This is a genomic window from Undibacterium sp. Di26W (assembly GCF_049340265.1).
In the GTDB taxonomy this organism is placed as follows: domain Bacteria; phylum Pseudomonadota; class Gammaproteobacteria; order Burkholderiales; family Burkholderiaceae_D; genus Undibacterium.
Genome location: NZ_JBMPOR010000010.1, coordinates 39,490 through 60,734, shown reverse-complemented (window position 1 = coordinate 60,734; position 21,245 = coordinate 39,490). Strand labels below are relative to the sequence as shown.

18 protein-coding genes are annotated in these 21,245 nt (G+C 50.4%); 7 read left to right on the top strand and 11 right to left on the bottom strand.

Annotated features, from left to right (window positions below):
• The first annotated feature begins 37 nt into the window (after positions 1-37).
• The 6 genes from ACO0LM_RS13800 to ACO0LM_RS13775 all read left to right on the top strand — a co-directional run bounded on the left by ACO0LM_RS13800 (position 38) and on the right by ACO0LM_RS13775 (position 7,649).
• A complete protein-coding gene (locus ACO0LM_RS13800) occupies positions 38-664 on the top strand; it encodes a TetR/AcrR family transcriptional regulator (protein ID WP_423037866.1) in 627 nt (208 codons plus the stop codon).
• Positions 665-905: 241 nt separating this feature from the next.
• The gene (locus ACO0LM_RS13795) at positions 906-2,042 is read left to right on the top strand and encodes an efflux RND transporter periplasmic adaptor subunit (RefSeq protein WP_423037865.1); all 1,137 of its coding nucleotides are present in this window, start codon (positions 906-908) and stop codon (positions 2,040-2,042) included.
• 2 nt (positions 2,043-2,044) lie between these two features.
• Positions 2,045-5,245 (top strand): efflux RND transporter permease subunit, encoded by a 3,201-nt coding sequence (locus ACO0LM_RS13790; protein ID WP_423037864.1) that lies wholly within the window; start codon positions 2,045-2,047, stop codon positions 5,243-5,245.
• Positions 5,246-5,287: 42 nt separating this feature from the next.
• On the top strand, positions 5,288-5,938 hold the full coding sequence (locus ACO0LM_RS13785; RefSeq protein ID WP_423037863.1) for a protein-L-isoaspartate O-methyltransferase family protein: 651 nt from the start codon (positions 5,288-5,290) through the stop codon (positions 5,936-5,938).
• Between the two features lie 38 nt (positions 5,939-5,976).
• The gene (locus ACO0LM_RS13780; RefSeq protein WP_422986610.1) at positions 5,977-6,300 is read left to right on the top strand and encodes a rhodanese-like domain-containing protein; all 324 of its coding nucleotides are present in this window, start codon (positions 5,977-5,979) and stop codon (positions 6,298-6,300) included.
• A 23-nt stretch (positions 6,301-6,323) separates the two neighbouring features.
• On the top strand, positions 6,324-7,649 hold the full coding sequence (locus ACO0LM_RS13775; RefSeq protein WP_423037862.1) for a TolC family outer membrane protein: 1,326 nt from the start codon (positions 6,324-6,326) through the stop codon (positions 7,647-7,649).
• A gap of 112 nt (positions 7,650-7,761) precedes the next feature.
• On the opposite strand, the gene ACO0LM_RS13770 is transcribed toward ACO0LM_RS13775, so the two are convergent.
• From ACO0LM_RS13770 to ACO0LM_RS13750, 5 genes are all read right to left on the bottom strand, one after another.
• A complete protein-coding gene (locus tag ACO0LM_RS13770) occupies positions 7,762-8,673 on the bottom strand; it encodes a metal-dependent hydrolase (RefSeq protein WP_423037861.1) in 912 nt (303 codons plus the stop codon).
• 89 nt (positions 8,674-8,762) lie between these two features.
• On the bottom strand, positions 8,763-9,638 hold the full coding sequence (locus ACO0LM_RS13765; RefSeq protein ID WP_423037860.1) for a helix-turn-helix domain-containing protein: 876 nt from the start codon (positions 9,636-9,638) through the stop codon (positions 8,763-8,765).
• Positions 9,639-9,732: 94 nt separating this feature from the next.
• Positions 9,733-10,062 (bottom strand): DHCW motif cupin fold protein, encoded by a 330-nt coding sequence (locus tag ACO0LM_RS13760; RefSeq protein WP_423037859.1) that lies wholly within the window; start codon positions 10,060-10,062, stop codon positions 9,733-9,735.
• Between the two features lie 203 nt (positions 10,063-10,265).
• Positions 10,266-11,069 carry a hypothetical protein gene (locus tag ACO0LM_RS13755; RefSeq protein ID WP_423037858.1) on the bottom strand — a complete coding sequence of 268 codons (804 nt, stop codon included), beginning with the start codon at positions 11,067-11,069 and terminating at the stop codon, positions 10,266-10,268.
• A 141-nt stretch (positions 11,070-11,210) separates the two neighbouring features.
• Positions 11,211-11,813: a hypothetical protein gene (locus ACO0LM_RS13750; RefSeq protein ID WP_423037857.1), complete on the bottom strand. Its 603-nt coding sequence runs from the start codon at positions 11,811-11,813 to the stop codon at positions 11,211-11,213.
• 349 nt (positions 11,814-12,162) lie between these two features.
• Between ACO0LM_RS13750 and ACO0LM_RS13745 the strand changes: the two genes are divergently transcribed.
• The gene (locus ACO0LM_RS13745) at positions 12,163-13,899 is read left to right on the top strand and encodes a DUF4214 domain-containing protein (RefSeq protein WP_423037856.1); all 1,737 of its coding nucleotides are present in this window, start codon (positions 12,163-12,165) and stop codon (positions 13,897-13,899) included.
• An 18-nt stretch (positions 13,900-13,917) separates the two neighbouring features.
• Here ACO0LM_RS13745 and ACO0LM_RS13740 read toward each other — a convergent pair whose 3' ends face one another.
• The 6 genes from ACO0LM_RS13740 to ACO0LM_RS13715 all read right to left on the bottom strand — a co-directional run bounded on the left by ACO0LM_RS13740 (position 13,918) and on the right by ACO0LM_RS13715 (position 21,180).
• Positions 13,918-14,952, bottom strand: coding sequence for a glycosyltransferase family 2 protein (locus ACO0LM_RS13740; protein WP_423037855.1), 1,035 nt, complete (start codon positions 14,950-14,952; stop codon positions 13,918-13,920).
• A 6-nt stretch (positions 14,953-14,958) separates the two neighbouring features.
• Positions 14,959-15,885: an NAD-dependent epimerase/dehydratase family protein gene (locus ACO0LM_RS13735; RefSeq protein ID WP_423037854.1), complete on the bottom strand. Its 927-nt coding sequence runs from the start codon at positions 15,883-15,885 to the stop codon at positions 14,959-14,961.
• Complete coding sequence (locus tag ACO0LM_RS13730) at positions 15,882-17,018, bottom strand: glycosyltransferase family 4 protein (protein WP_423037853.1); 1,137 nt, start codon at positions 17,016-17,018, stop codon at positions 15,882-15,884. The genes ACO0LM_RS13735 and ACO0LM_RS13730 overlap by 4 nt, the downstream gene beginning before the upstream one ends.
• Positions 16,999-17,904, bottom strand: a complete 906-nt coding sequence (locus ACO0LM_RS13725; RefSeq protein WP_423037852.1) for a glycosyltransferase family 2 protein — start codon at positions 17,902-17,904, stop codon at positions 16,999-17,001. The genes ACO0LM_RS13730 and ACO0LM_RS13725 overlap by 20 nt, the downstream gene beginning before the upstream one ends.
• Complete coding sequence (locus ACO0LM_RS13720; protein ID WP_423037851.1) at positions 17,894-19,726, bottom strand: hypothetical protein; 1,833 nt, start codon at positions 19,724-19,726, stop codon at positions 17,894-17,896. The genes ACO0LM_RS13725 and ACO0LM_RS13720 overlap by 11 nt, the downstream gene beginning before the upstream one ends.
• A 995-nt stretch (positions 19,727-20,721) precedes the next feature.
• Complete coding sequence (locus ACO0LM_RS13715) at positions 20,722-21,180, bottom strand: pilin (protein WP_423037850.1); 459 nt, start codon at positions 21,178-21,180, stop codon at positions 20,722-20,724.
• Positions 21,181-21,245: the final 65 nt, after the last annotated feature.

Genomic DNA, 21,245 nt, shown 5'->3' with positions numbered 1-21,245 from the left:
ACTGACTCAAAAGTAAGTTAATTGAGTTATTGTTATAATGTCATGTCCTTTTAAGCCTAAATGGGAGCGTCGTAAGGATGCCCGCCCGCAAGAATTGCTTGCTGCTGCCCTTGACCTGTTTGTCGAACGCGGCTTTGCTGCGACACGTCTGGATGATGTGGCGCGTACTGCTGGCGTTTCCAAAGGTACCTTGTATTTGTATTTTTCCAGCAAGGAAGAATTATTCAAGGCAGTAGTCAGGGAAAGCATCGTACCTTTGATCGGGGCGGCAGAGGACACGATTGGCCAGTTTAACGGTGGTAGCGATGAACTGTTTCGTTTGATCACGCATACCTGGTGGGACAACGTTGGCAAGACCAAGTTATCCGGTTTGCCGAAACTGATGATGGCAGAAGCCGGGAATTTTCCTGAGCTGGCCAGGTTTTATCAGGAAGAAGTGGTCGATCGTGGTCAAAACCTGATGACAATAGTATTGCGTCGGGGCATGGAGCGTGGTGAGTTCCGCCAGGTGGATCTGGAAATTGATACCAGAATATTGACGGCACCCGTGATCATGATGATGATGTGGAAGCATTCACAAGGCGTCTGCGAGATCGATCCTGACAAGCTTGATACCTATCTTGAGCATTACATAGAAATCGCATTGCATAGCCTGCGTATATAGAATTATAAAAATTTGAGGCACCACCAGAACGTTCAAGTGTAGCGGTCGCTGGCATGACAATGCCTGTGCGGCATAGTGCTGGCTACGTTTGCAACAGTCCTGGTCCTACAAAATATAGATGCGCTGCTTGACCCTAACATAGTGTCAGGCTTTAAAGTCAGGGTTTCATCTGATCTTGGGGGCGGCTTGTTGCCCGTGTTTTTCCAAGTCTTGAAACAATTACTTTTTGGAAAAAACAATCATGTTAAAGCGCAGGACATTCTGGATCGTCGCCGTTGTGGTGCTGCTGGCAGCAGGGCTGCTGCTGGCCAAAAGAAAGTCGCAGGGCACCACTGCGCCATCTGCTGTCGCTATTGCAGCAGCGCCAGTACTGGAATTTTTACCTGCCGATATTACTGAAGTCAAAACCACCGAAGTCAGGAAACTGCTGGCATTGTCAGGTGCCTTGCGTGCAGTCAATCAGGCTGCGGTCAAAGCCAAAGTAGCGGGCGATATTACCGAAGTACTGGTGCGCGAAGGCGAGGCCGTGCAGGCTGGCCAGATCCTGGTGAAAATGGATAATAGCGATTACCTGGCGCGGCAGGAACAGGCGCGTGGTGCACTGGCCGCCGCCCAGGGGCAACTGGAAATCGCCCGCACTGCACGCGACAATAACCGCGCCTTGCTCGACAAGAGTTTCATTTCCAAGAACGCCTACGACAATACCAATAATCAGTATGCGATTGCGGTAGCCAATGTCGATAGCGCCAAAGGCGCGCTGGCCGTTGCCCAAAAAGCCCTGGCGGATACCGTCATCCGCGCGCCGATTACCGGTATGGTCAGTAGCCGCATGGTACAGCCTGGTGAAAAAATATCTCCTGATAATCGTCTGCTGGACGTAGTCGATTTGCGCGTACTTGAAATGGAAGCACCGGTACCGACCCAGGACATCGCCAGCATCCGTATAGGCCAGGCAGTGCAATTAAAAATTGAAGGCGTGACGGCAGCAGTGGAGGGCAAGGTCGTCAGGATCAACCCGTCTACGACGGCCGGCTCGCGCTCCATTATGGCGTATGTGCAGGTTGCCAATCCAGACACCGTGTTGAGGGCCGGCATGTTCGGCGAGGCACAACTGGTAGTGGATAAAAAATCCGATGTACTGGCCGTGCCCGAGACTGCCATACAGTATGAAGCTGAGCAGGCTTTTGTGTATGTGATAGAGAATAATATTCTGCAGCAAAAGCCGGTGAAGCTGGGTTTGCGTGGTGACAGCAAGGGCCAGGCGGTGGTTGAAATCACTGCTGGCCTGGTGCCGGATGCACGTATCGTCAAGGCCAACCTGGGACGCTTGCGTGCCGGTGTTGCAGTTAAACTGATTACCGCCACAGGCAAGGTGTAAGTATGTGGTTCACACGTATCAGTATAGGCAACCCGGTGCTGGCAACCATGATGATGGTGGCGTTTGTGGTGCTCGGTCTGTTTTCTTACCAGCGCCTGCGGGTTGATCAATTCCCTGACATTACTTTTCCGGTGGTGGTTATCCAGACTGATTATCCGGGCGCTTCGCCGGAAACCATTGAATCAGATGTGACACGCAAGGTGGAAGAAACCGTCAACACCATCAATGGCATCAGCGCACTGACATCGCGTTCCTATGAAGGCACGTCAGTGGTCATCCTGGAATTTGATCTGACGATAGACCCGGCACAGGCAGCGCAGGACGTGCGTGAAAAAGTGGCTCTGATCAAATCCACCTTCCGCAAAGAGGTCAAGGAACCACGGGTCACCCGCTATGACCCATCGGACAAGCCCATCTTTTCAGTATCGGTGACGAATGACGACAAGATCAAGAAACGCGATTTCCGCGAGCTGACCACCATCGGTGATCAGCTCGTCAAAAAACGCCTGGAAAATGTACGCGGTGTCGGTTCCGTTACCCTGGTCGGTGGCGTCAAGCGCGAGATCAAGATTTACCTGAAACCGAATGAACTCGAAGCACTGGGCCTGGGTGTGGATCAGGTTATCAATGCCTTGCGCAATGAGAACCAGGAACTGCCCACCGGTGCCATCCGTGCGCTCGATAATGAAAAGGTCGTGCAGATACAGGGCCGCATCCAGAATCCGCAAGACTTTGGCCGCATTATCGTTGCCCGCCGTGGTGGGCAGCCGGTCTTGCTGTCGCAAGTGGCGACCGTGCTGGATGGACAGGAAGAGCAGGAAAGTCTGGCCCTGTACAACGGCCAGCGCACTGTGGCACTGGATATTCTGAAAGCCCAGGGGCAAAACACCATAGAAGTTGCCAACGGCCTGACCGATGCCCTGAAGGTACTGGAGCCACAGTTGAAGGCACAGTACCCGGGTGTCAAGGTACAGGTCATCAAGGATGGTTCCCGCCAGATACGGGTGGGGGTGGAAAACGTCCGCCGTACCCTGATAGAAGGGGCTGCACTGACGGTGTTGATTGTCTTTCTGTTCCTGAATTCCTGGCGTTCTACCGTCATCACCGGCCTGACCTTGCCGGTGGCACTGATAGGTACCTTTTTGTTCATGGACATGTTTGGTTTCACCATCAACATGATCACCCTGATGGCCCTGTCATTGTGTGTGGGCTTGCTGATTGATGATGCCATCGTGGTGCGCGAAAACATCGTGCGCCATGCCGGCATGAAAGTGAATGGCAAGTTCAAGGATCACCATACGGCAGCGCTGGAAGGTACGGCAGAAATCGGCCTGGCCGTGCTGGCAACGACCTTCTCCATCGTCGCGGTGTTTTTGCCTGTGGGTTTCATGGGCGGCATCATTGGCCGTTTCTTCCATCAGTTTGGCATTACCGTCACGGCTGCCGTGCTGATTTCCATGTTTGTATCCTTCACGCTGGACCCGATGTTGTCATCCATCTGGCCCGACCCCGATGCCCATGGTCATCCTACGGTAGATGAAAACGGCAAGTCGATCCGCAAGGGCTGGTATGCAAACAGCATAGGCCGGGTACTCGAACAGTTCGAACGTGGCGTGCAGTGGTTTTCACGCGGCTATCAAGTCATGTTGCGCTGGTCGCTCAAGCACCGCATCAAAACCCTGCTGATCGCTGCCCTGACTTTTTTCCTGGGTTTGGCGATACCCGGCACAGGCCTGATCGGGTCCGAATTTGTGCCGCAGGCGGATTACTCTGAAACCGGTGTCACCTATTACACACCAGTAGGTTCATCGCTGGAACTGACAGAAACCAAGGTGCATCAGGTGGAAGCCGTGGTCAAGGAATTTCCGGAAGTACTGGATACCTACAGTACGGTGAATACCGGTTCGGCCCAGGGCAAGAATTATGTGACCACCTTTATCCGCCTGGTGCCACGCAAGGACAGGGCCAGAACCACGGTGCAGATGTCGATACCGTTGCGCGCCCGTTTGAGCCAGATTGCCGGTATCACCGTCACCCATATCGGCGCACTCGATGGCGTGGGCGGTGATAACAAGAACCTGCGCTTCAGCCTGCAAGGCAGTGACCTGGTGGAACTGGGTAAATTGTCCGAACAGGTGCAGGTAAAATTGCGCAGCATTCCTGGCCTGGTCGATCTGGATTCCAGCCTGAAGGCGCAAAAACCGACCATCTCGGTACAGCCGCGCCGTGATATTGGTGCTGACCTGGGTGTCGGTGTGGCGCAGATAGGCGGTGCCCTGCGGCCTTTGCTGGCGGGTGAAATCGCCACCACCTGGCGTGCGCCGGATGATGAAAACTATGATGTCACGGTGCGTCTGTCACCCAATGACAGGAATAATGCCGATGACCTGTCGCGCCTGATGCTGACCAGTTCACAGACGAATGCCGATGGCTCACCGAAAATGGTGCCCTTGCGCCAGGTGGCTGATATCAAGCCATCGACCGGTGCCAACCAGATCAATCGCCGTGATTTGAACCGTGAAGTCGAATTGTCGGCCAATGTGGTTGGCCGTTCGGCCGGCGAAGTCAGTGCTGAAGTAAAAAAAGTGCTGGAAGGCATGCAATGGCAACCTGGTTATCGCTACAAGATGGGCGGCGCGACCAAGAACATGACCGAATCCTTTGGCTATGCGCTGTCGGCCCTGGCCCTGGCGGTGATCTTCATCTACATGATCCTGGCGTCACAGTTTGCCAGCTTCTTGCAGCCGATTGCCATCATGTCGGCCCTGCCCATGACTTTGATAGGCGTGTTCCTGGCTTTGATGTTCTTCCGCTCTACGCTGAACATGTTTTCCATCATCGGTTTCATCATGCTCATGGGATTGGTTACCAAGAATGCCATTTTGCTGGTAGATTTTGCCAATCAGGCAAGAAAAGATGGCATGAATCGTATGGAAGCCTTGCTGGAGGCAGCACATGTGCGCTTGCGCCCCATCCTGATGACGACGCTGGCAATGGTATTTGGCATGGTGCCATTGGCATTTGCCCTGTCAGAAGGTTCCGAGCAGCGTGCGCCGATGGGGCAGGCTGTGATAGGTGGGATTATCACTTCATCATTGCTGACTTTGGTGGTTGTGCCCGTGATTTATACCTATCTGGATGATCTTGGTCTATGGATTACGCAAAAATGGCGAGGTAATCGTCAAACTGCCCAAGTGCTTTGATAAAATGCCGGTTCCCTATTAATTTTGCAATCGAGTAAAGAAATGAACATCGAAAAAGCCCGCTTCAACATGATAGAGCAACAAATCCGTCCATGGAATGTCTTGAACCAGGAAGTGCTGGACATGCTGATCGTTGTCAAGCGTGAGGATTATTTCCCGGCAGAACAAAAAAGCCTGGCTTTTTTTGACACCGAATTGCCGTTGCCAGATGGCAGCAAGGCCATGACGCCAAAACTGGAAGCCCGCATCCTGGAAGAACTGGCCCTGAAGAAGCAGGAAACAGTATTGCTGATCGGCGCTGGTAACGGCTACCTGGCAGCACTGCTGGCCTACCGCGCGCGTCATGTCACGGTACTGGAATCATCCCCAGGCCTGCGTGACCTGGCGGTTGCTAATCTGGCCAACAACCATGTGAGTAATGTGGATGTCGTATTGGCAGATGCATTCAGTTTCAAAGATACCGGCACTTATGACGCCATCGTCATCGCCGGTGGCCTGGAACAAGTGCCAGAGCAATTGCAAAAGCAGTTGAATGCCGGTGGTCGTTTGTTGGCGTTTGTTGGTCAACTGCCGACCCTGACTGCGCAGTTGCAGACCCGTACTTCTGGCACTGATGTATCGACACGCAATTTGTTTGAAACCGTGGTGGCCCCTGCTGTTGGTGCCGCACCGGTTTCTCATTTCAGCTTGTAATTTGAAACCGATACGCTAGAACAAACTGGAAAAAAATCATGCAACACATCACTGCCACCGAACTTGCGCAATGGTTGAACGATAGCAGTAGAAATCCACCTGTTTTACTCGATGTACGGGAACCTTGGGAGCATCAGACTTGTCATATCCCCGGTGTGCAACTGATGCCCATGCAAACGGTACCAACGAGTTTTCATGAACTGGAACCGGATGACGTGATTGTCTGCATCTGTCATCACGGTGGACGCAGTATGCAGGTAGCAAATTTTTTAGAGCGTCAGGGTTATACCCAGACAATTAACCTGACGGGTGGGGTGCATGCATGGGCGCAGCAAGTCGACCCAGCAATGCCTACCTATTAATTTACTTTTTTTCGGAGCGTTACATGCGTAATCCTATTCTTGCCACACTGCTTGCCAGTGCCTTCCTTTCGCTGAATGCAAACGCCACAGATTTGCTGCAAATCTACAAGGATGCTTTGGCAAATGATGCGCAGTATGCGAGTGCCCGGGCATCGTTGACGGCTGGACAGGAAAAACCAATACAGGGCCGTGCCGGCCTGTTGCCAGGTGTCGCTTTGAGAGGATCGGACACTAAATCCAGCACCGACGCTGAAGTCGATGCCTTTCCTGGTTCGCGCACCGTGAAAGGCACATCCAATGCCTGGACGCTGGCGCTGTCACAGCCCTTGTTCAACTGGACCAACTGGCAGCAATATGAACAAAGCAAACTCTTGCTGCTGGTCACCGAAGCGCAGTTTGCCCAGTCCAGACAAGACCTGATCGTGCGGGTAGCGCAAGCTTATTTCGATGTACTGGCAGCGCTGGACACACTGGAAACCCTGCGTGCACAAAAGAGCGCCATCTCTGAACAATTAGCTTCTGCCAAACGCAATTTTGAAGTAGGTACTTCCACCATCACTGACACGCATGAAGCACAAGCACGTTATGACCTGGTGACGGCACAGGAATATGCAGGCCAGAGTGATTTGGAAATCAAGCGCGCAGCCTTGCAGCAAATTATTGCCAAAGAAGCCGGTGAATTGGCGCCACTGCGGCCTGGCGTCAAACTGAATGCGCCACAACCGGCAGTGATTGATGACTGGGTTGGTTCGGCAGAAAAGCAAAACTACAGTGTGGTCGCTTCGCAAGTTGCGGTGGAAATTGCCAAACGCGATATCGAAAAAAGCCGTGCCGGTCATTACCCCACAGTTGACCTGGTAGCGACGACCGGTCGCCAGACCACGGGTGGCGCGACCAACCCGCCTTCAAGCGGCGTCATCAAGCCTACTACCATAGGCATACAATGGAATATCCCACTGTTCTCTGGTTTTGCTGTTAACAGCCGCGTCAAGGAATCGATTGCACTGGAAGACAAGGCACGCAGTGATTATGAAAACGCGCGCCGTACAGCGGCTCAGGGTGCACGTCAGGCTTTTGTTGGCGTGACTTCCGGGTTGGCCCAGGTGAAGGCGTATGAAGCTGCAGAAATCTCCAGCCAGTCTGCTCTGGATTCAAATAAACTCGGTTATCAGGTTGGTGTGCGTATCAATATCGACGTGCTGAATGCGCAGCAACAGTTGTACACAACCCGTCAAACTTTGGCAAAAGCGCGTTATGACACCGTCCTTAACGGCCTGCGCCTGAAGTCTGCTGCTGGTACGCTGAAAGAAGAAGACCTGGCAGAAGTGAATGCCTTGCTGCAGCATTGATTCGCATTCATTCACATTGATTTCAGGTTCAGACAGGCAGTAAAAAAGCTCGCTTCAAGCGAGCTTTTTTCATTCAAACACGACGATGATGTACGTAATGATTGATGCTGGTTCAGACCTCGACTTGCTTGCCGATTTCATGATAGGCTTCACTATGTTCCTGCAACCATTGCTGGGCGAGGTGGAGATTGTCGTGTTCCCATGGCTGAAAGCCCGGCTTGAAGTAAGCCAGGTATTGCGGCAATGAAAACCATGTCAGGCCACGGCGACCAAAATAGAATTTCAATCCTTGCCATAGCGTTTTAGCTTTGAATAATTCGCCATCGCGATACAGACAATGGGCGGTCTGTACTGCGGTGTCAAAGCTGAACAGTATCGTCACATAGAGCAACCAGGCGACGCGCCGCCAATAACCACCTCCCAGGGCTTGATAGACATCAAAGACCACGGATTTGTGTTCGGTTTCTTCTATCGAATGCCAGGTCCATAAACGTTTCATCGGCTCTACAGCATCCTCCACCCATTTTGCTTCACTCAAGACACCGTCGGCAAAAATTGCTGTGAAATGCTCATACGCCATGGTGATTGCCAGGTTGTTTTTGACACTCAGTCCGGCTGCCGTGCGTATGCGCCAGGCTACAAAAGGCTCGATGAAATAACTCAGGCCCTGGGCATTCAGTTGCCGGTTGTATTGTTCATGGATATGGCGGTGGGTAGATTCCTGAGCGATGAAACCCTTGACATCGGCTTTCAGTTTTTCATTTGTCAGTAGCGGCAGGGCAGCGCGTACACTGTCGATGAAATACTGCTCTCCCAGAGGAAAGCTGAAGGACTGAGCATTGAATAACTGCGAACGAAATGCATCGTTGCCCAGCCAGTGGCGAGCAAAGCCCTGAGAGAAATCGATATGCAGGTGCCTGACCTGCAACGTTGCATTTGACCTACCTGCTACGGCACCCGATACGGCACCCGATACGGTGCCCGCTACGGCGCCCGCTACTGTGTTGTTTTCAGTCGCACTCATCTTGCTTCCTCATGTTTAATCATGGAAAACAGTCTAAACAATATGTTTGCCGCGCACTTGTATCAAAGCGTCAAATTTGTACCGACCCGTCATTCGACCGATAAAAACAGATCATAGAAATCTTGCGTAGCGATGCGGTAAATCCAGTAAGCCGGGTCCTGGCTATTGATTTTTTGCCTTAGCTGGGCCGGGGCAATGCCCGCCAGTTCCAGATATTCCCTGTGCATATGGGCCTGGTCGTAATAGCCGGTGTCTTGCGCAATCTGGGTCAGGTCACCCCAGGCTACATCCGGTTTGATCAGGGCGGGCAGGGATTGGCCAAAGCGTACGATACGCCGGACATCGCGTAGCGTGACACCAAATGCATCACGTACCCGGCGTTCAAGCTGCCTTTGCCCTATCCCAAAATAGGCGGACAGGTCCAGCAGGGGAAAGAAGATTTTCTTATGTGCTGCCAGAAATGCGGCGCCGACACTGCCCTTTTTTTGATGATCGAGTATATCCAGCAAAAAATCCTGAAACAGGCTGACGATGCGGCTGATCTCAATCTCACTGTCCAAAGAGCGAAAAAATGCGCTGAGTTTTTCTTTGCCCACCAGTCTGTCCATCGTGATGTAGCCATCAGCGATATGGTTGGCGTTCAGGCCGGTAGCCTGATGCAGCATGCCGGGCCGCAGGCAGACCGAGAGCGCCAAGGTATTTGCCGGGTAGTGTACATGCGTGGGCGTCATGGTCGGCCCGCGCAAGAAAAAGCGTGGTGATTCCGTGCGGCTTTGGTCTGCATTTTCTATGTGGCCACCACCTCGCACGAACAGCATGATGGCTGGACATAGCGTCGCGGGTAAGGATGCCTTGCAGTCATCCAGCTCCACCACCAGTACATGCATGAGCAGGGTCACCAGCTTGGGGTGCACGGGGAAGACCTGGTGTCTGACTGGATAGGTAATGGAACTGGGCTGGTTCAAGATATGGTGAGTAGCATGTGCATAAATTCAACCTGGCCATTTTACTGGGTTTACGCTGATGCGGGCCGCTATCTCAACTGCTTGGTCTGAGCTTTTAATCAACAATAAACAGCTTGGCACCGGTAGAGGTCGATGAGCGATGGGCTTCTGCATCATCTGCTACCTGGTAGCTCATGCCTGCCCGCAAGCTCACTATGCGGCCATCGTCCAGTTCCGTGTGCAGTTCGCCTTCCAGGCATAGCAAGATATGGCCTTTGCTGCACCAGTGGTCGGCCAGATAACCGGGCGTATATTCGACCATGCGCACGCGTATGTCACCGAAGTGGCAGGTGCGCCAATAGGCGGTGCCGGTCACCCCCGGATGGGCGGTCGTTGCTATCGAATTCCAGCCTGTGGTGCCAAAGGGGATGTCCGTGATTTTCATTGCTATCCTTGATCGTAGCTGTGTCAACACAGCTACAACTGTAGACCAGTCGGTGCAACAGCACAGGTAACAATTACAGCTTATTTTGTCGGCATTCTGTAGTGGAGTTCAGTTGTGCCGTCAGGCGCAGGCTTGTAAAACAGCGATATCCGCCGCGGTGATGAGATAGATGCGCCAAGTCTGCTCTTGCGTTTTTGTGTATCTCAATTTTTCGGCAGTTCATTCATGCATGCAATACCAATTTGCTCATCCAGTCTGTGGTTGATGGTAATGCTGCAAAAACGCAAGATGCTCATACCTATCAACGCTCGTTCGTCGGTCTTGTCGCTATGACGTATTTCCTTTTGAAGTACGACGCTGGCGAGTGTCAATTCCTTTCCTGCGAAGGATATCCTGGTTGGTGTGTCATCTCTCTGACCCTTGCCGCAACCCGCCACACCACGAACCGCGCAATCCGTTTCCTTTAGATTCCTGCCCAGATAGTCTGCTTCAAATTTAGTGGTGCCTGAGCCCGTATCCAGCATGGCCAGCACGGGCGTATGTGCTTCAGCTGCAATTTCAGTAAAGATTTTATTCTTTTTGTACCAGTAGGCTTTGCTGGTTTTTTCCAGAACGAAGGGCGTTGCTTTTGGATTGACCAACCATTCCTGGCGGGCAAAGTCGAGTTTAATCGGGTTGTCAAACAAGAGCTGCGGTGAGATCACGCCGGCAATGCCCAATTTGGTCATATCCGGATTATCGGGAATAATGACGACATTGTTTAATGTGACTTCACGCGAGGCCATGCTTGCATTGAGCATAGCCAGTATCTTTATGGGTACCGGATTGCCCGCATGGTCTTTGCCTTTACCTGCTTCAGGAAGCTTACTCGTATCGATTCCTAATAGTTTGGCCGTGCTGTCAATGATCACTTGATTGCTTGAGCCTGAATCGACTATCAATTTCAAGCTTGCATTGCCGATGTTAACGTCAACCGTAAATAACGACGTTTGTGCGTTCCAGGTCATGGGAATGATCAGCGGCCCAGACTCAGCAGCGCTGGCAACGCTGACAACACCGGTAACCAGCGCGAATGCTGCTTTCAGAATAAATAAAAAGCTGCGTTGTAAGTTGTACCTTAGCATGGCAAAACTGTGGCTCCATTTTTTCTATTGCGTAGATTGCAATAGCGAGTCAATCAATCGATGCAGACCGGCGGTCATGGCTTTGACCGAACCTTGCATATCCCATTCATCACTATGAATATTGACAAAATTCGAGATGGCGCGCAATTCCAGGAAGGCCTGATTTTCTTGCAGACAGGTATGAAAAAAAGCCGCACCTTCCATGTTTTCCAGGTCGACTTCGCTGGTATTCACAAACGGTGCCATGGCCGCATTCAATGACATGCTGCGGGCCAGCGGGAAGAGTGAGTTGACGGGCAGATGTGGACAGGCCAGGGTGTGGCGACGTTCGAATTCCATGTCTATCGGTAAATGGGCGAGATGCACAAACCCGGCGGGGGTAAAGAATCCCAGGTCACCTTCCACCTCTGCGGCGACCAGGCAGACGTCACCGATCTTCAGGCCAGAATGGGGGTAGGCACCAGCTATGCCTGCCATGATCAGCATGTCCGGTTTTTGCTGACAGATCAGTTTGGTCGTGGCATGTGCCGTGGCGCTCAGGCCGACGCCAGAGATGATGGTGCTGACATCGTCACGCTGGAACTGGCTGGCTTCGGTCTGGGTGGGGAACAGGACGGTGATTTTCATGGTTTTCTTACAAATCAGTAAACTTCCGGTATGGTTGCCGCAGGTTCTTTCTTGCCTATAGATTATCGCATTGAACTGCTGGCATCAATAAAAGTACAACTTCCTTGCTTTTTGGTATGGACCTGTGTGCGGTACATGGCGAATTGCCCTGCTTTTCAATAGTTGTTGTTTGAATTGAGCATGAAACTTATCCACTATACTTGGCGAAAATAGTGTTTTTGCCCTACGGAAAAATAGCTATGCTGAAATTATCCAGAATTCTGCCGTTATAGAGCTAGAGACGGATTTGCTTGCGGGTAAGGTCTGTCATATTGTTTTTCTTTCCTTTGCTGTAAATCGTTCAGGTGCAATGATGGCCAAAACCAATAAAGAATTTGTCACGGGCCTGTATCAGGTGTTGTGGAATAAACCGGCTGATCAGGCCACGGTTGATTTGTATGCGGCACGCCTGGATTCCGGCCTGCTGACACGGGCTGGTGTTGAATACAATTTCTTGACCGCAACTGATTACAGCCCGGAAGCGGAACAGATAGTGCGTCTTTATTTTGCCGCCTTTAATCGCATTCCTGACTATGACGGTTTTTTGTTCTGGATGGGCGTGCAAAGAAACGGTGGCAGTAATCTGCAAATTGCCCAGACCTTTGCGCAATCGGAAGAATTTGTTGCCAAATACGGTAGCAATATATCGAATACCCAGTATCTGGACCTGATCTACCAAAACGTGCTGGGGCGTAATGCCGATGTCGCAGGCCGTGATTACTGGCTGCAGCAAATGGCGGGTGGTATGTTGCGTGGTGAAATTCTGAACCAGTTTGCGCAGTCATCAGAATTTCAAACCTCGGCGGCAACCAAGGTGTATGCCAGCGTGGTGTACACCACGCTGCTGGGACGTATGCCTACCGCAGCAGAGGCTGCTGCTGCTCCTGCCAATGTTGAGCAACTGGTGCTGAAGGTAGCGCAAGCTTCTGAAGTGACACCGACCATAGGCAGTATTAGCTATTCTTCCACGGTATTTAATGAAAAACAGCTCAATGACGGCAGCATCGTCAATACCGTCACGCTTATCCTGACCGGTGATACCTTTAAGGGCAATGTCGGTGCCAGCCTGGGTAAAGTATCGAATGTGCCTGCCGGCCTGACGGCCAGCCTGACCAAGACCACCGATACCACGGCAACCTTGACACTGACGGGTTTTGCTACCAGTAACAATAGTGTTAATAATGTCAGTAATTTGACCGTGACGCTGGACAATGCCGCATTCACTGGTGGCAAGGTGGTGAATATCATCAATGCCGTCAAGTCTGATCTGCAAATCAATTTCATCGATATTCCACTGAATGAAACCAATCATTTGTTGAGTGGCAAGGGGGCATTGACGACACCGCTGTCAGTGGACTTGTTGCTGGACAAACTTTTGCTGGACGGTAAGAACCTGGATTTACTCAGTGGCAGCATACAACAGGTCAATAATGTTGATCTCAGCAGCCTGGCTGCAGCTAGCACCACAACCACAGGTGGCAGCAAAGTTACCGTGACGACTACCCTCAAGGGCGATGATGGCAATAACATACTGACAGGTTCTGCCTACCCGAATTTTTTTAACGGTGGCAAAGGGAATGACACCCTGCAAGGTGGTGCTGCTATCGACACGTATTCGTTTGGCATTACACCTCAGGAAAATGGCAATGACCTGATCACCAATTTCGCGATAGGCAAGGGTGGGGATGTATTGAATTTTTCATCCTTCCTGAATAAAACAGGTACCACCAAGATTGCTGCCGTGAATGCTGCCAGCGCCGTGCCCAAGGCCTGGGCAAATGGTGATGTACTGACAGTTCAGGGCAATGCCCTGGACCCGACAAAACTGGCTGCCTTATTTGGTGCCGGCAAGGCTTTCGCTGCACCGACAGTAGCTACCAAGATGGTGTTGATCACTGCGGACATCATTGGCGATGCCAGTATCTGGTTTGTGATTAACCAGAATGATGTTGCGAATATTACGCCGGATGAAATTACACTGGTCGGCACGCTCAAGAATATCAATAACCTGAGTCTGGTGGGGTTTGATGTGACGAACTTTTTGTGATGCATCTAGCTGCGGATTTTATTTAACTTCGGGTAATCCATGTCTGAAAAGCATGCGCAGTTTATACGGGACCAAAGAGAATACTTTGAGGTAGTCAGACTGACTGACAGCGCGCTTGCTTTGTATTTGACGGCGCCAGGCAGCCAGCCGTTTTTTTTCCTGCCACTGTGATTTCAAGCAGCCCCAGTAGATTTGGCTAAACAATGTCCAGCGTTGTTTTAACGCTGCAAGTACCAGGCCTTCCAATAACAGCATGCACAGATGCAGCGGTAAAAGAAGATAAATCAATGGCGCAGGACTTGTCATGATCATGACATAGGTTTTGTTACGTTCAGATACCACGCGTCGTGTCAGTTTGGTGCTGAGTTTGTTTTCAAGCACCTTGCCGCCACCCAGGCTTTGTCCGACCCAGTGACGAAAACCGGATGTCCCCAGGGCTAGCACTGGATAGGCGTACAAGCGCGCTACGCAGCAGACATACATGTCTTCTGCAAGCGAGCCAAACCAGTCCGGAAAACCACCAATTTCCATCCACAATGTTCGTGGCATCCACAAGCAGGCACCGATGATCATGCCTGCCTCTTGCTTTTCCGGATTCAGATTGGGAACTGGATTGAGGAATAGATCAAAACTGCTGCCGATGTCGATCAGCTTGCCGGTAGCCGCATCATATTGCGGCAGGCCCAGTATGGCGGGTTGCTGCAAATTTTGCGCATGCGCGTAGAGCGTGGCAATGGCATCATCAAACAATTCTGCATCATTGTTCAGCAAGAGTAAGTATTCACCCCGTGCAATGTCTGCCATGCGGTTATTCGATATGCAAAAACCGACATTGTCATTGCTGGCAATCAGCTGGACCTGAGGGTAGTGGGTACGGATATAGTCGGCTGAACCATCGGTTGAAGCATCGTCATGGACGATGATTTCAATTGTGCCGGAAAATTGCTGCTGCAAGACGGATTGCAGGCAGGCATCAATCAGCTTGAGTCCATTGTAATTGGCAATGCAGACGCTGCAGACGGGGGCTTTGTCCGGTGGTGATGCAGAGGTCATCGGGCTCTATCCTTGCAGACTTTGCCAGGTCAGTGTTATTCCCTGGTCGAGTGAAACCTGGGGTTGCCAGTTCAATTGCCGGGCGAGCTTGTCGTTATTGAGTACGATGCGTGCCACATCCACCTGGCGTGCCGGCTGGTAATTCACTTTCAGCTTACGCCCGCACATGGTTTCCATACTGCGTATGACCTCATTCAGGCTGTGGCCGACGCCATAACCGATATTGTAGCTGCCGCTGACATCACCCTGCCGGATAAGGGTCAGACAGGCATTCACCAGATCATCGATATACAAAAAATCACGTATGGTTTCGCCGTCACCCCAGATATCTATGGTGGTGTCGCGCAATACATGTTCCAGCATGGTACGGATTACACCAAAGCCCGGACGGAAAGCCTGGCCGCAGCCGTACACGTTAGAGGGGCGCAATATGGTGACCTTGCTGCCAGTCTGCACTTGGTAGACCTGCAAAAAGGCTTCTATGGCGACCTTGCCAGCACCGTAATACGAACGTGGCGAGAAAGGGGTATTTTCAGATACTGGTGAACTATCCGGATTGCCATAAAAAGTGCCGCCAGAAGAAAAGAACAGCAGTTGTTTTGGCCCGCATTCATTGAGCAATTCAATAAAGCGCAAGGTCGGCAGTATATTCTGGCTTGCTTCCAGTGTTGGCTGTTTTGCCGAAACGCCTGGTGTAGTCGACGAAGCCGCATGGATAATCGTAGAGCAGCCAGGTAACAGGCTACGCAAAAGATCGCTATTATCCATGCTGCCGCGGTGTACTTGTATATCTGACGGCAACGCTGGTTCTGCATGCCTTGCCAGAATATGGATGGGGCGTTGCCGGCAATCCGGGTCATGTTGCAGGCCACGGGCAATGGCTGATCCCATGAAGCCAGTGCCACCAATAATCAGGATGCCATCGCTGTTCATTTTTTTGCCATCAAATCAAAATAAGCTGATTCATAACGACTTGCGCATTCGTCCCAGGTACCGATTTTTGTTTTTATCCAGGTTTGTGCTGCTTTGCCTGTGAGTTCATTATTCTCTGGATCGTCAAGGAAATCCAGCGCCTGTTGCAGTTTGGACTGGCTATCGCAAATCCAGCCGGTTTTTTTGTCCTGAACCAGGCTGGTATGTCCAGGGATGTCAGAGACGATCACTGGCAGGCCAGCCGCCATGGCTTCCAGCAAAACCTGTGGACGGCCCTCATCATGCTGGCTGAGTGTGAGTACACCGGTTGCCTGCGGAAACCATTCGCCGACCAGAGCGGTGGGATTGGTGGGGCCATGGTAATGCAACCAGTCCGGTAGTTCTATCTGCTCCTGCATGGGGCCGAAAAGGTGTATTTCGCGTTGCTCATGCACCAGATTTTTAGCCCATTCCAGCAAGGTGCCCAGCTTGTTTTTTGTGATGCGGGTAATCACCAGCCATTTCTTGATCGCCGGTGCCGGAGTGTGTCGCTGTATGGCAAACCATTTCTTTTCCACTCCAAAAGGAATGACACGGATTTCTGCCACATCGCCAAAGGCGTGTTGCAATGTTGGCTGCATCCATTCTGCATTGGGGGCAATGATGCAGGGACGCTGTGCCATGACATGACGCAGTGCTGCTTTCATGCCGGGTAGCCGTAGCAAGGCGAAATCGGTACCGAGGACGGTAATCAATGCGGGTGTGGTGCTTCCCCATAAAGGCAGGGCATTTTGCAGCCAGTTGACATGGGCAACGTCAGGCTGATGTGGCCCACGATAAGTGCGTCGCAGCAGGTTTAATAGCTTGAGTACATAAAACGCACCTTTTATTCCCTTGCTGCGCACGATATGGGCGATACCACCTTCTGCCAGCATGCCATCCAGCCATAGCGCATCTTCGCCCGTCAGACTGTTGCGGACATTGGCAGGTATGTCGCCAGAAGGTGCCCACAGGCTGAGCGTCAGCGATGTTTTTTCGGACAGGGACTGCAACATGTCAGCAATAAATCGCCCCTGCCAGTCTTTTGCATTTTTCGGGTACGAGGTGCTGACCAGCAAGACATCCAGGCTAGCCTTACTGGCCGGATGGCTCATTGTCGCTATCCTTGTAGTGCAAGGCAGATACCTGTTCCGATACTATCCCGATCAGGAAGGTGAGTATGGCCGAGATAAACATCAGCGCACTCATATTGGTGAAGCGGTGTGTCGTGATAAACGTATACAGATAATAGGCCAGTCCTGTCGTAAAGAATGACAGGCTGATCGGCAAGAACAATTTTTGTGGCGAATACAGTGTGCCGATCTTGATAATGATCAGCAAGAACCGGAAACCATCCTTGATCACATGCACATGGCTTTTACCGATGCGTTTTGGCGCTTCGATCGGCACATAGGCTATGGCATAGCCGGCACGAAAGAAACTCATGGTAATTGTGGTAGGGTAGGAAAAGGTATTCGGTAGCAGGTACAGGAATTTGCGAAACTTTTTGGCATTCACTGCACGGAAGCCGGATGTCAGGTCATGTATCTTTTGCCCCACCATCCAGCTCGACAGGTGATTGTAAAAACCATTGGCGACAGCGCGGTGGGCGCCAGCTTGCGATGCGCGGTCGCGCGCACCAACTACCATGTCGTATTTTTCACCCAGTTTCGCCAACAGGCGTGGAATATCTTCCGGTTTGTGCTGGCCATCAGCATCCATGAACAATAGCGTTTCACCCTTGGCCGCCCTAGCGCCAGATTTGATGGCACCGCCATTACCTATGCTGTAAGGATGAGAGATGACTTTCACCTGATTTTGCTGGCATATCTCTACCGTGTTATCGGTAGAACCATCGTCAACGACGATGATTTCTGCCTCGCCTGCATATTCTCGCAGTTTGGGCAACAGACTCTGCAAGGAAGCAGCTTCGTTCTTGGCAGGAAGGATGATGGACAGGGTAGGGGACATAATGATGGTCTTGTTGTTTTTACTTGACAAGCTTTTCCAGCTCGGCCAGTGAGCTGGTATGCGTTTGCAAATGATCAAGCTGGCGAACTACGGCAATTTGTTTTTTTGCTTCTTCATTCAATTTCAACTTCACGAGGATGATGGCGGTATTCATTTGTGCATCAATATCATTGGGTGCCGAGGCTGCAGCGTCACGAGCGGCTCGCAAGGCCGCCGTCGAATCTTGCCGGATTTGCAGCAAATACTCACTCCACGCAAATAGTAATTGCGTTTTTGTTCCGCCTGCCAAAGTCGGATTTTTGAATGCCGCCTCAAATAATTGCCCGACGGTGTTGTCAATACCCTGGCAGTTTTTGGCTATCGTGCACTGGTTTAATCTTGATAAAAAGTTTCCAGTATTGGTTGCAAACGGAAACTTAGTCAAGCGTTGTGTCAGCGTGTTTACCCATACATCTTCAACAGGCATCGTTCTATTGGCATTCAATGAGATCAAACCCATTAAGCCCAGCGTGTCCGAAGCGGACAATTCGGCTGCCTTGGCATAAAACTGGTAAGCCTGCTTATAGTAGTCGTCCTCTTCTTCTTGATTTATTGCCGGCATTGCTGCATAAAATGCCGCGATGTCTATATTGGCCCTGGTTGACTCAGGATGGTGTGCGACTTCCTTCAGTTTCATTTCTACCGCATCACCCCATTGAACTGCTCTCAGATAACTGATGCTGCCCAACATGATTAGAATGAAAACGGCCAGTAAACTACGGATTTTCATGCTTTCATTTTGCTTGCCAGGCACAAACAGGTAAAACATAAGGGAAAAAATCAGGCCGAAAGACGGTAAATAGTTCCTGTGTTCATGGATTAATTCCAGGGGGATGAAACTTGATTCCATGCTGTGGCCGACCAGGAAAAACAGTATGCCATAGGCGGCAATGGGCATGCGCTTATAGCCAACAATACCAGCTAATCCCAGTCCCAATATGCCCAGGCAGGCGGGCAAGGTGGTGAAGGGTTCCAGCCAGTCTTTGGACAAGGAGATATCGTCATGAAACAATCCCAGCACATTGATATCCGGCACAAATACCAGGCGTATGTAAAACCAGACGATGCGTGCCTCTGTCAGCAGGCGCTCGGCCAGGGTAAAGTCACGTATCTTGTAAGTACTGCCCATCCATTCAGGATGCAAGACCAGAAAAATAGATATCACCAGCAGCGGTATGGCCAAGGTGCAGAGGTATAAGGTTTTGAGTAATTTCCTGGATAGAACGGGGGCAGTAAAGCCAAAGAAAATACATTCTGTTAAAAAAAGGAAGAGCGGCAGCAAGGCACCATTTTCCTTGCTAAACATGGCTAGCGGGGTCAATACAAAGACGGCGGTGAATACGTATAACCAGCCCTTGCTATTGCTTGCCATCAACAAGCGGCCATGGACATAACAAATCAGGCCAAGAAAGCAAAATAGGCTGCTCAGACTGGTCATGCGCTGTACTACATACAAGACACTGGACAGGTTTAGTGGATGTAACAACCAGGCTGCCGCGATACAGACGCTGACCCAACCTGCACTGGAAAGCGGTATACTGGCGGCAAATTTTGCACGATGGGCCTTTAAGAGCAGTAGGGCAAGAAAATAAACACAAATACCATTTAGCAAGTGAATAAGCAGATTGGTAAGTTTGAACTGGCGGGGATTATATTCTGCAACCAGATAATCCAGTGCAAAACTCAACATACTGATGGGCCGGCCCAGCAGACCTGTGGTTCCGGAAAAAGCTGCCTGTTTCAGGCTTGACCAATCCACACTTGTGATACGGAGTTTATTGTTGCCAAGGATATTGAGGTTATCGTCAAACATGAAATAGCCACTCAATCCGGGCTGGTAAACGAAAAATGTGATTATCAGAACCAGGAACAGGGCGAATGCAGGAAAGCGATTTTTTATCATTGTTGATGTCCAGTCCTAAAATAGGCTGATAGCCGAAAATATTGCCAAAACGTTTGATGCACCGCACGTTTTGTAAAGAAGTTCCAAATGAGGCCGTTTGTTTTGTAAATGACGATAGATTACCTGATCATCTGGCGAGCTTATTTAAAGTTTTTGAGTTAAGAGTAGAAATTCATTCTTTAAAATACCACTGATACACTGTGTCAAAGCATATCCTGGTAGCGGCCGTAACCGTATGTCATGGCGGAAGTGATATGGCGCTTTGAGGGGGTATTCTGGGAATGGCAGAAACAATACTGAATTCCACGATCAGAATGATGGATTTAAAGTTATTTACTCTTTCTGCTCATGAGCTTTGCTTTGAAGGTACAGCATGCGGCGGGCACCCAAAACTGAAAGTCCCCAAGGGCCGCTTGTGTGGCGGAGAAGTCGCAGATATTACACGCCTTATGGCTTGAAGCCCGACGAGGTACTGGCTGACAACGGCTGCCATGCCGATACACTGATCGATTGTATTGAAGCTGCGGGAGCGAAGGCCTTCATTTTCCCAAAAGAAACTGTATTATGCAACGTAGTTATGATCATTATTTGCATATAGATCGCAATTTTTTAGAACTTTTTTACCGGATCAAACAATTTCAAGGGGTTGCAATATTCTATGAAAAGCGGGCTTTCAACTACTTGCCATTTCTTAATTTCGTTTGCGCTTTCATCTGGGTTATTTAATTGCTAATGGATCATAATAAGATTAAAAATTACATGGGCGATTGTTAATTGCGTGAGGACAATTTTAGCTTTGGCTGGACAAATTCGCGTATGTCTTATTAAATTGAACATTGCTATTGTTGCGAGAAAGTAATTACTTCCTTGGTTCAGCTTGATGAATAAAGAGTAATTTAAAGCATTTAAGCTTTAGGTAGATATTTAGCTGGAACAGTGCCGCTGACGGTCCAGCGCAAAGAGCCAACTCCGCACGCACCAGTGTAAATGACGCTTTTGTTCATCGCAGTGCCTAATTCCACTAAAGTGGGGTTTAACTGTGCGGTAATTACAATTGATGTAGCGCTAGCTGGTCCGGCAGTTACTGAGTCAACGTATTTACCCGATATGGCTGTTGCAACTGGAATACCCATCGATGTGTTGTCTGTAGCAGATGCCAGATTACCAACAGAGCACATTACACCAGCAACCTGTAGCGCGGGACTAATTAAATTTCCCACTTCGGAAACTTTTGACTTGATCGTGTAGTCTTGATAGGCAGGTATTGCCACAGCTGCCAGAATGCCAATGATCGCAACAACTATCATTAATTCTATTAATGTAAAGCCGCGTTGTACATATTGTTTTTTTAATTGGACTCTCATACATTACCTCTTTAACTTATTATGGACATTCTAAAAAGCCTCGAGCAATATTTATGAATCATTGT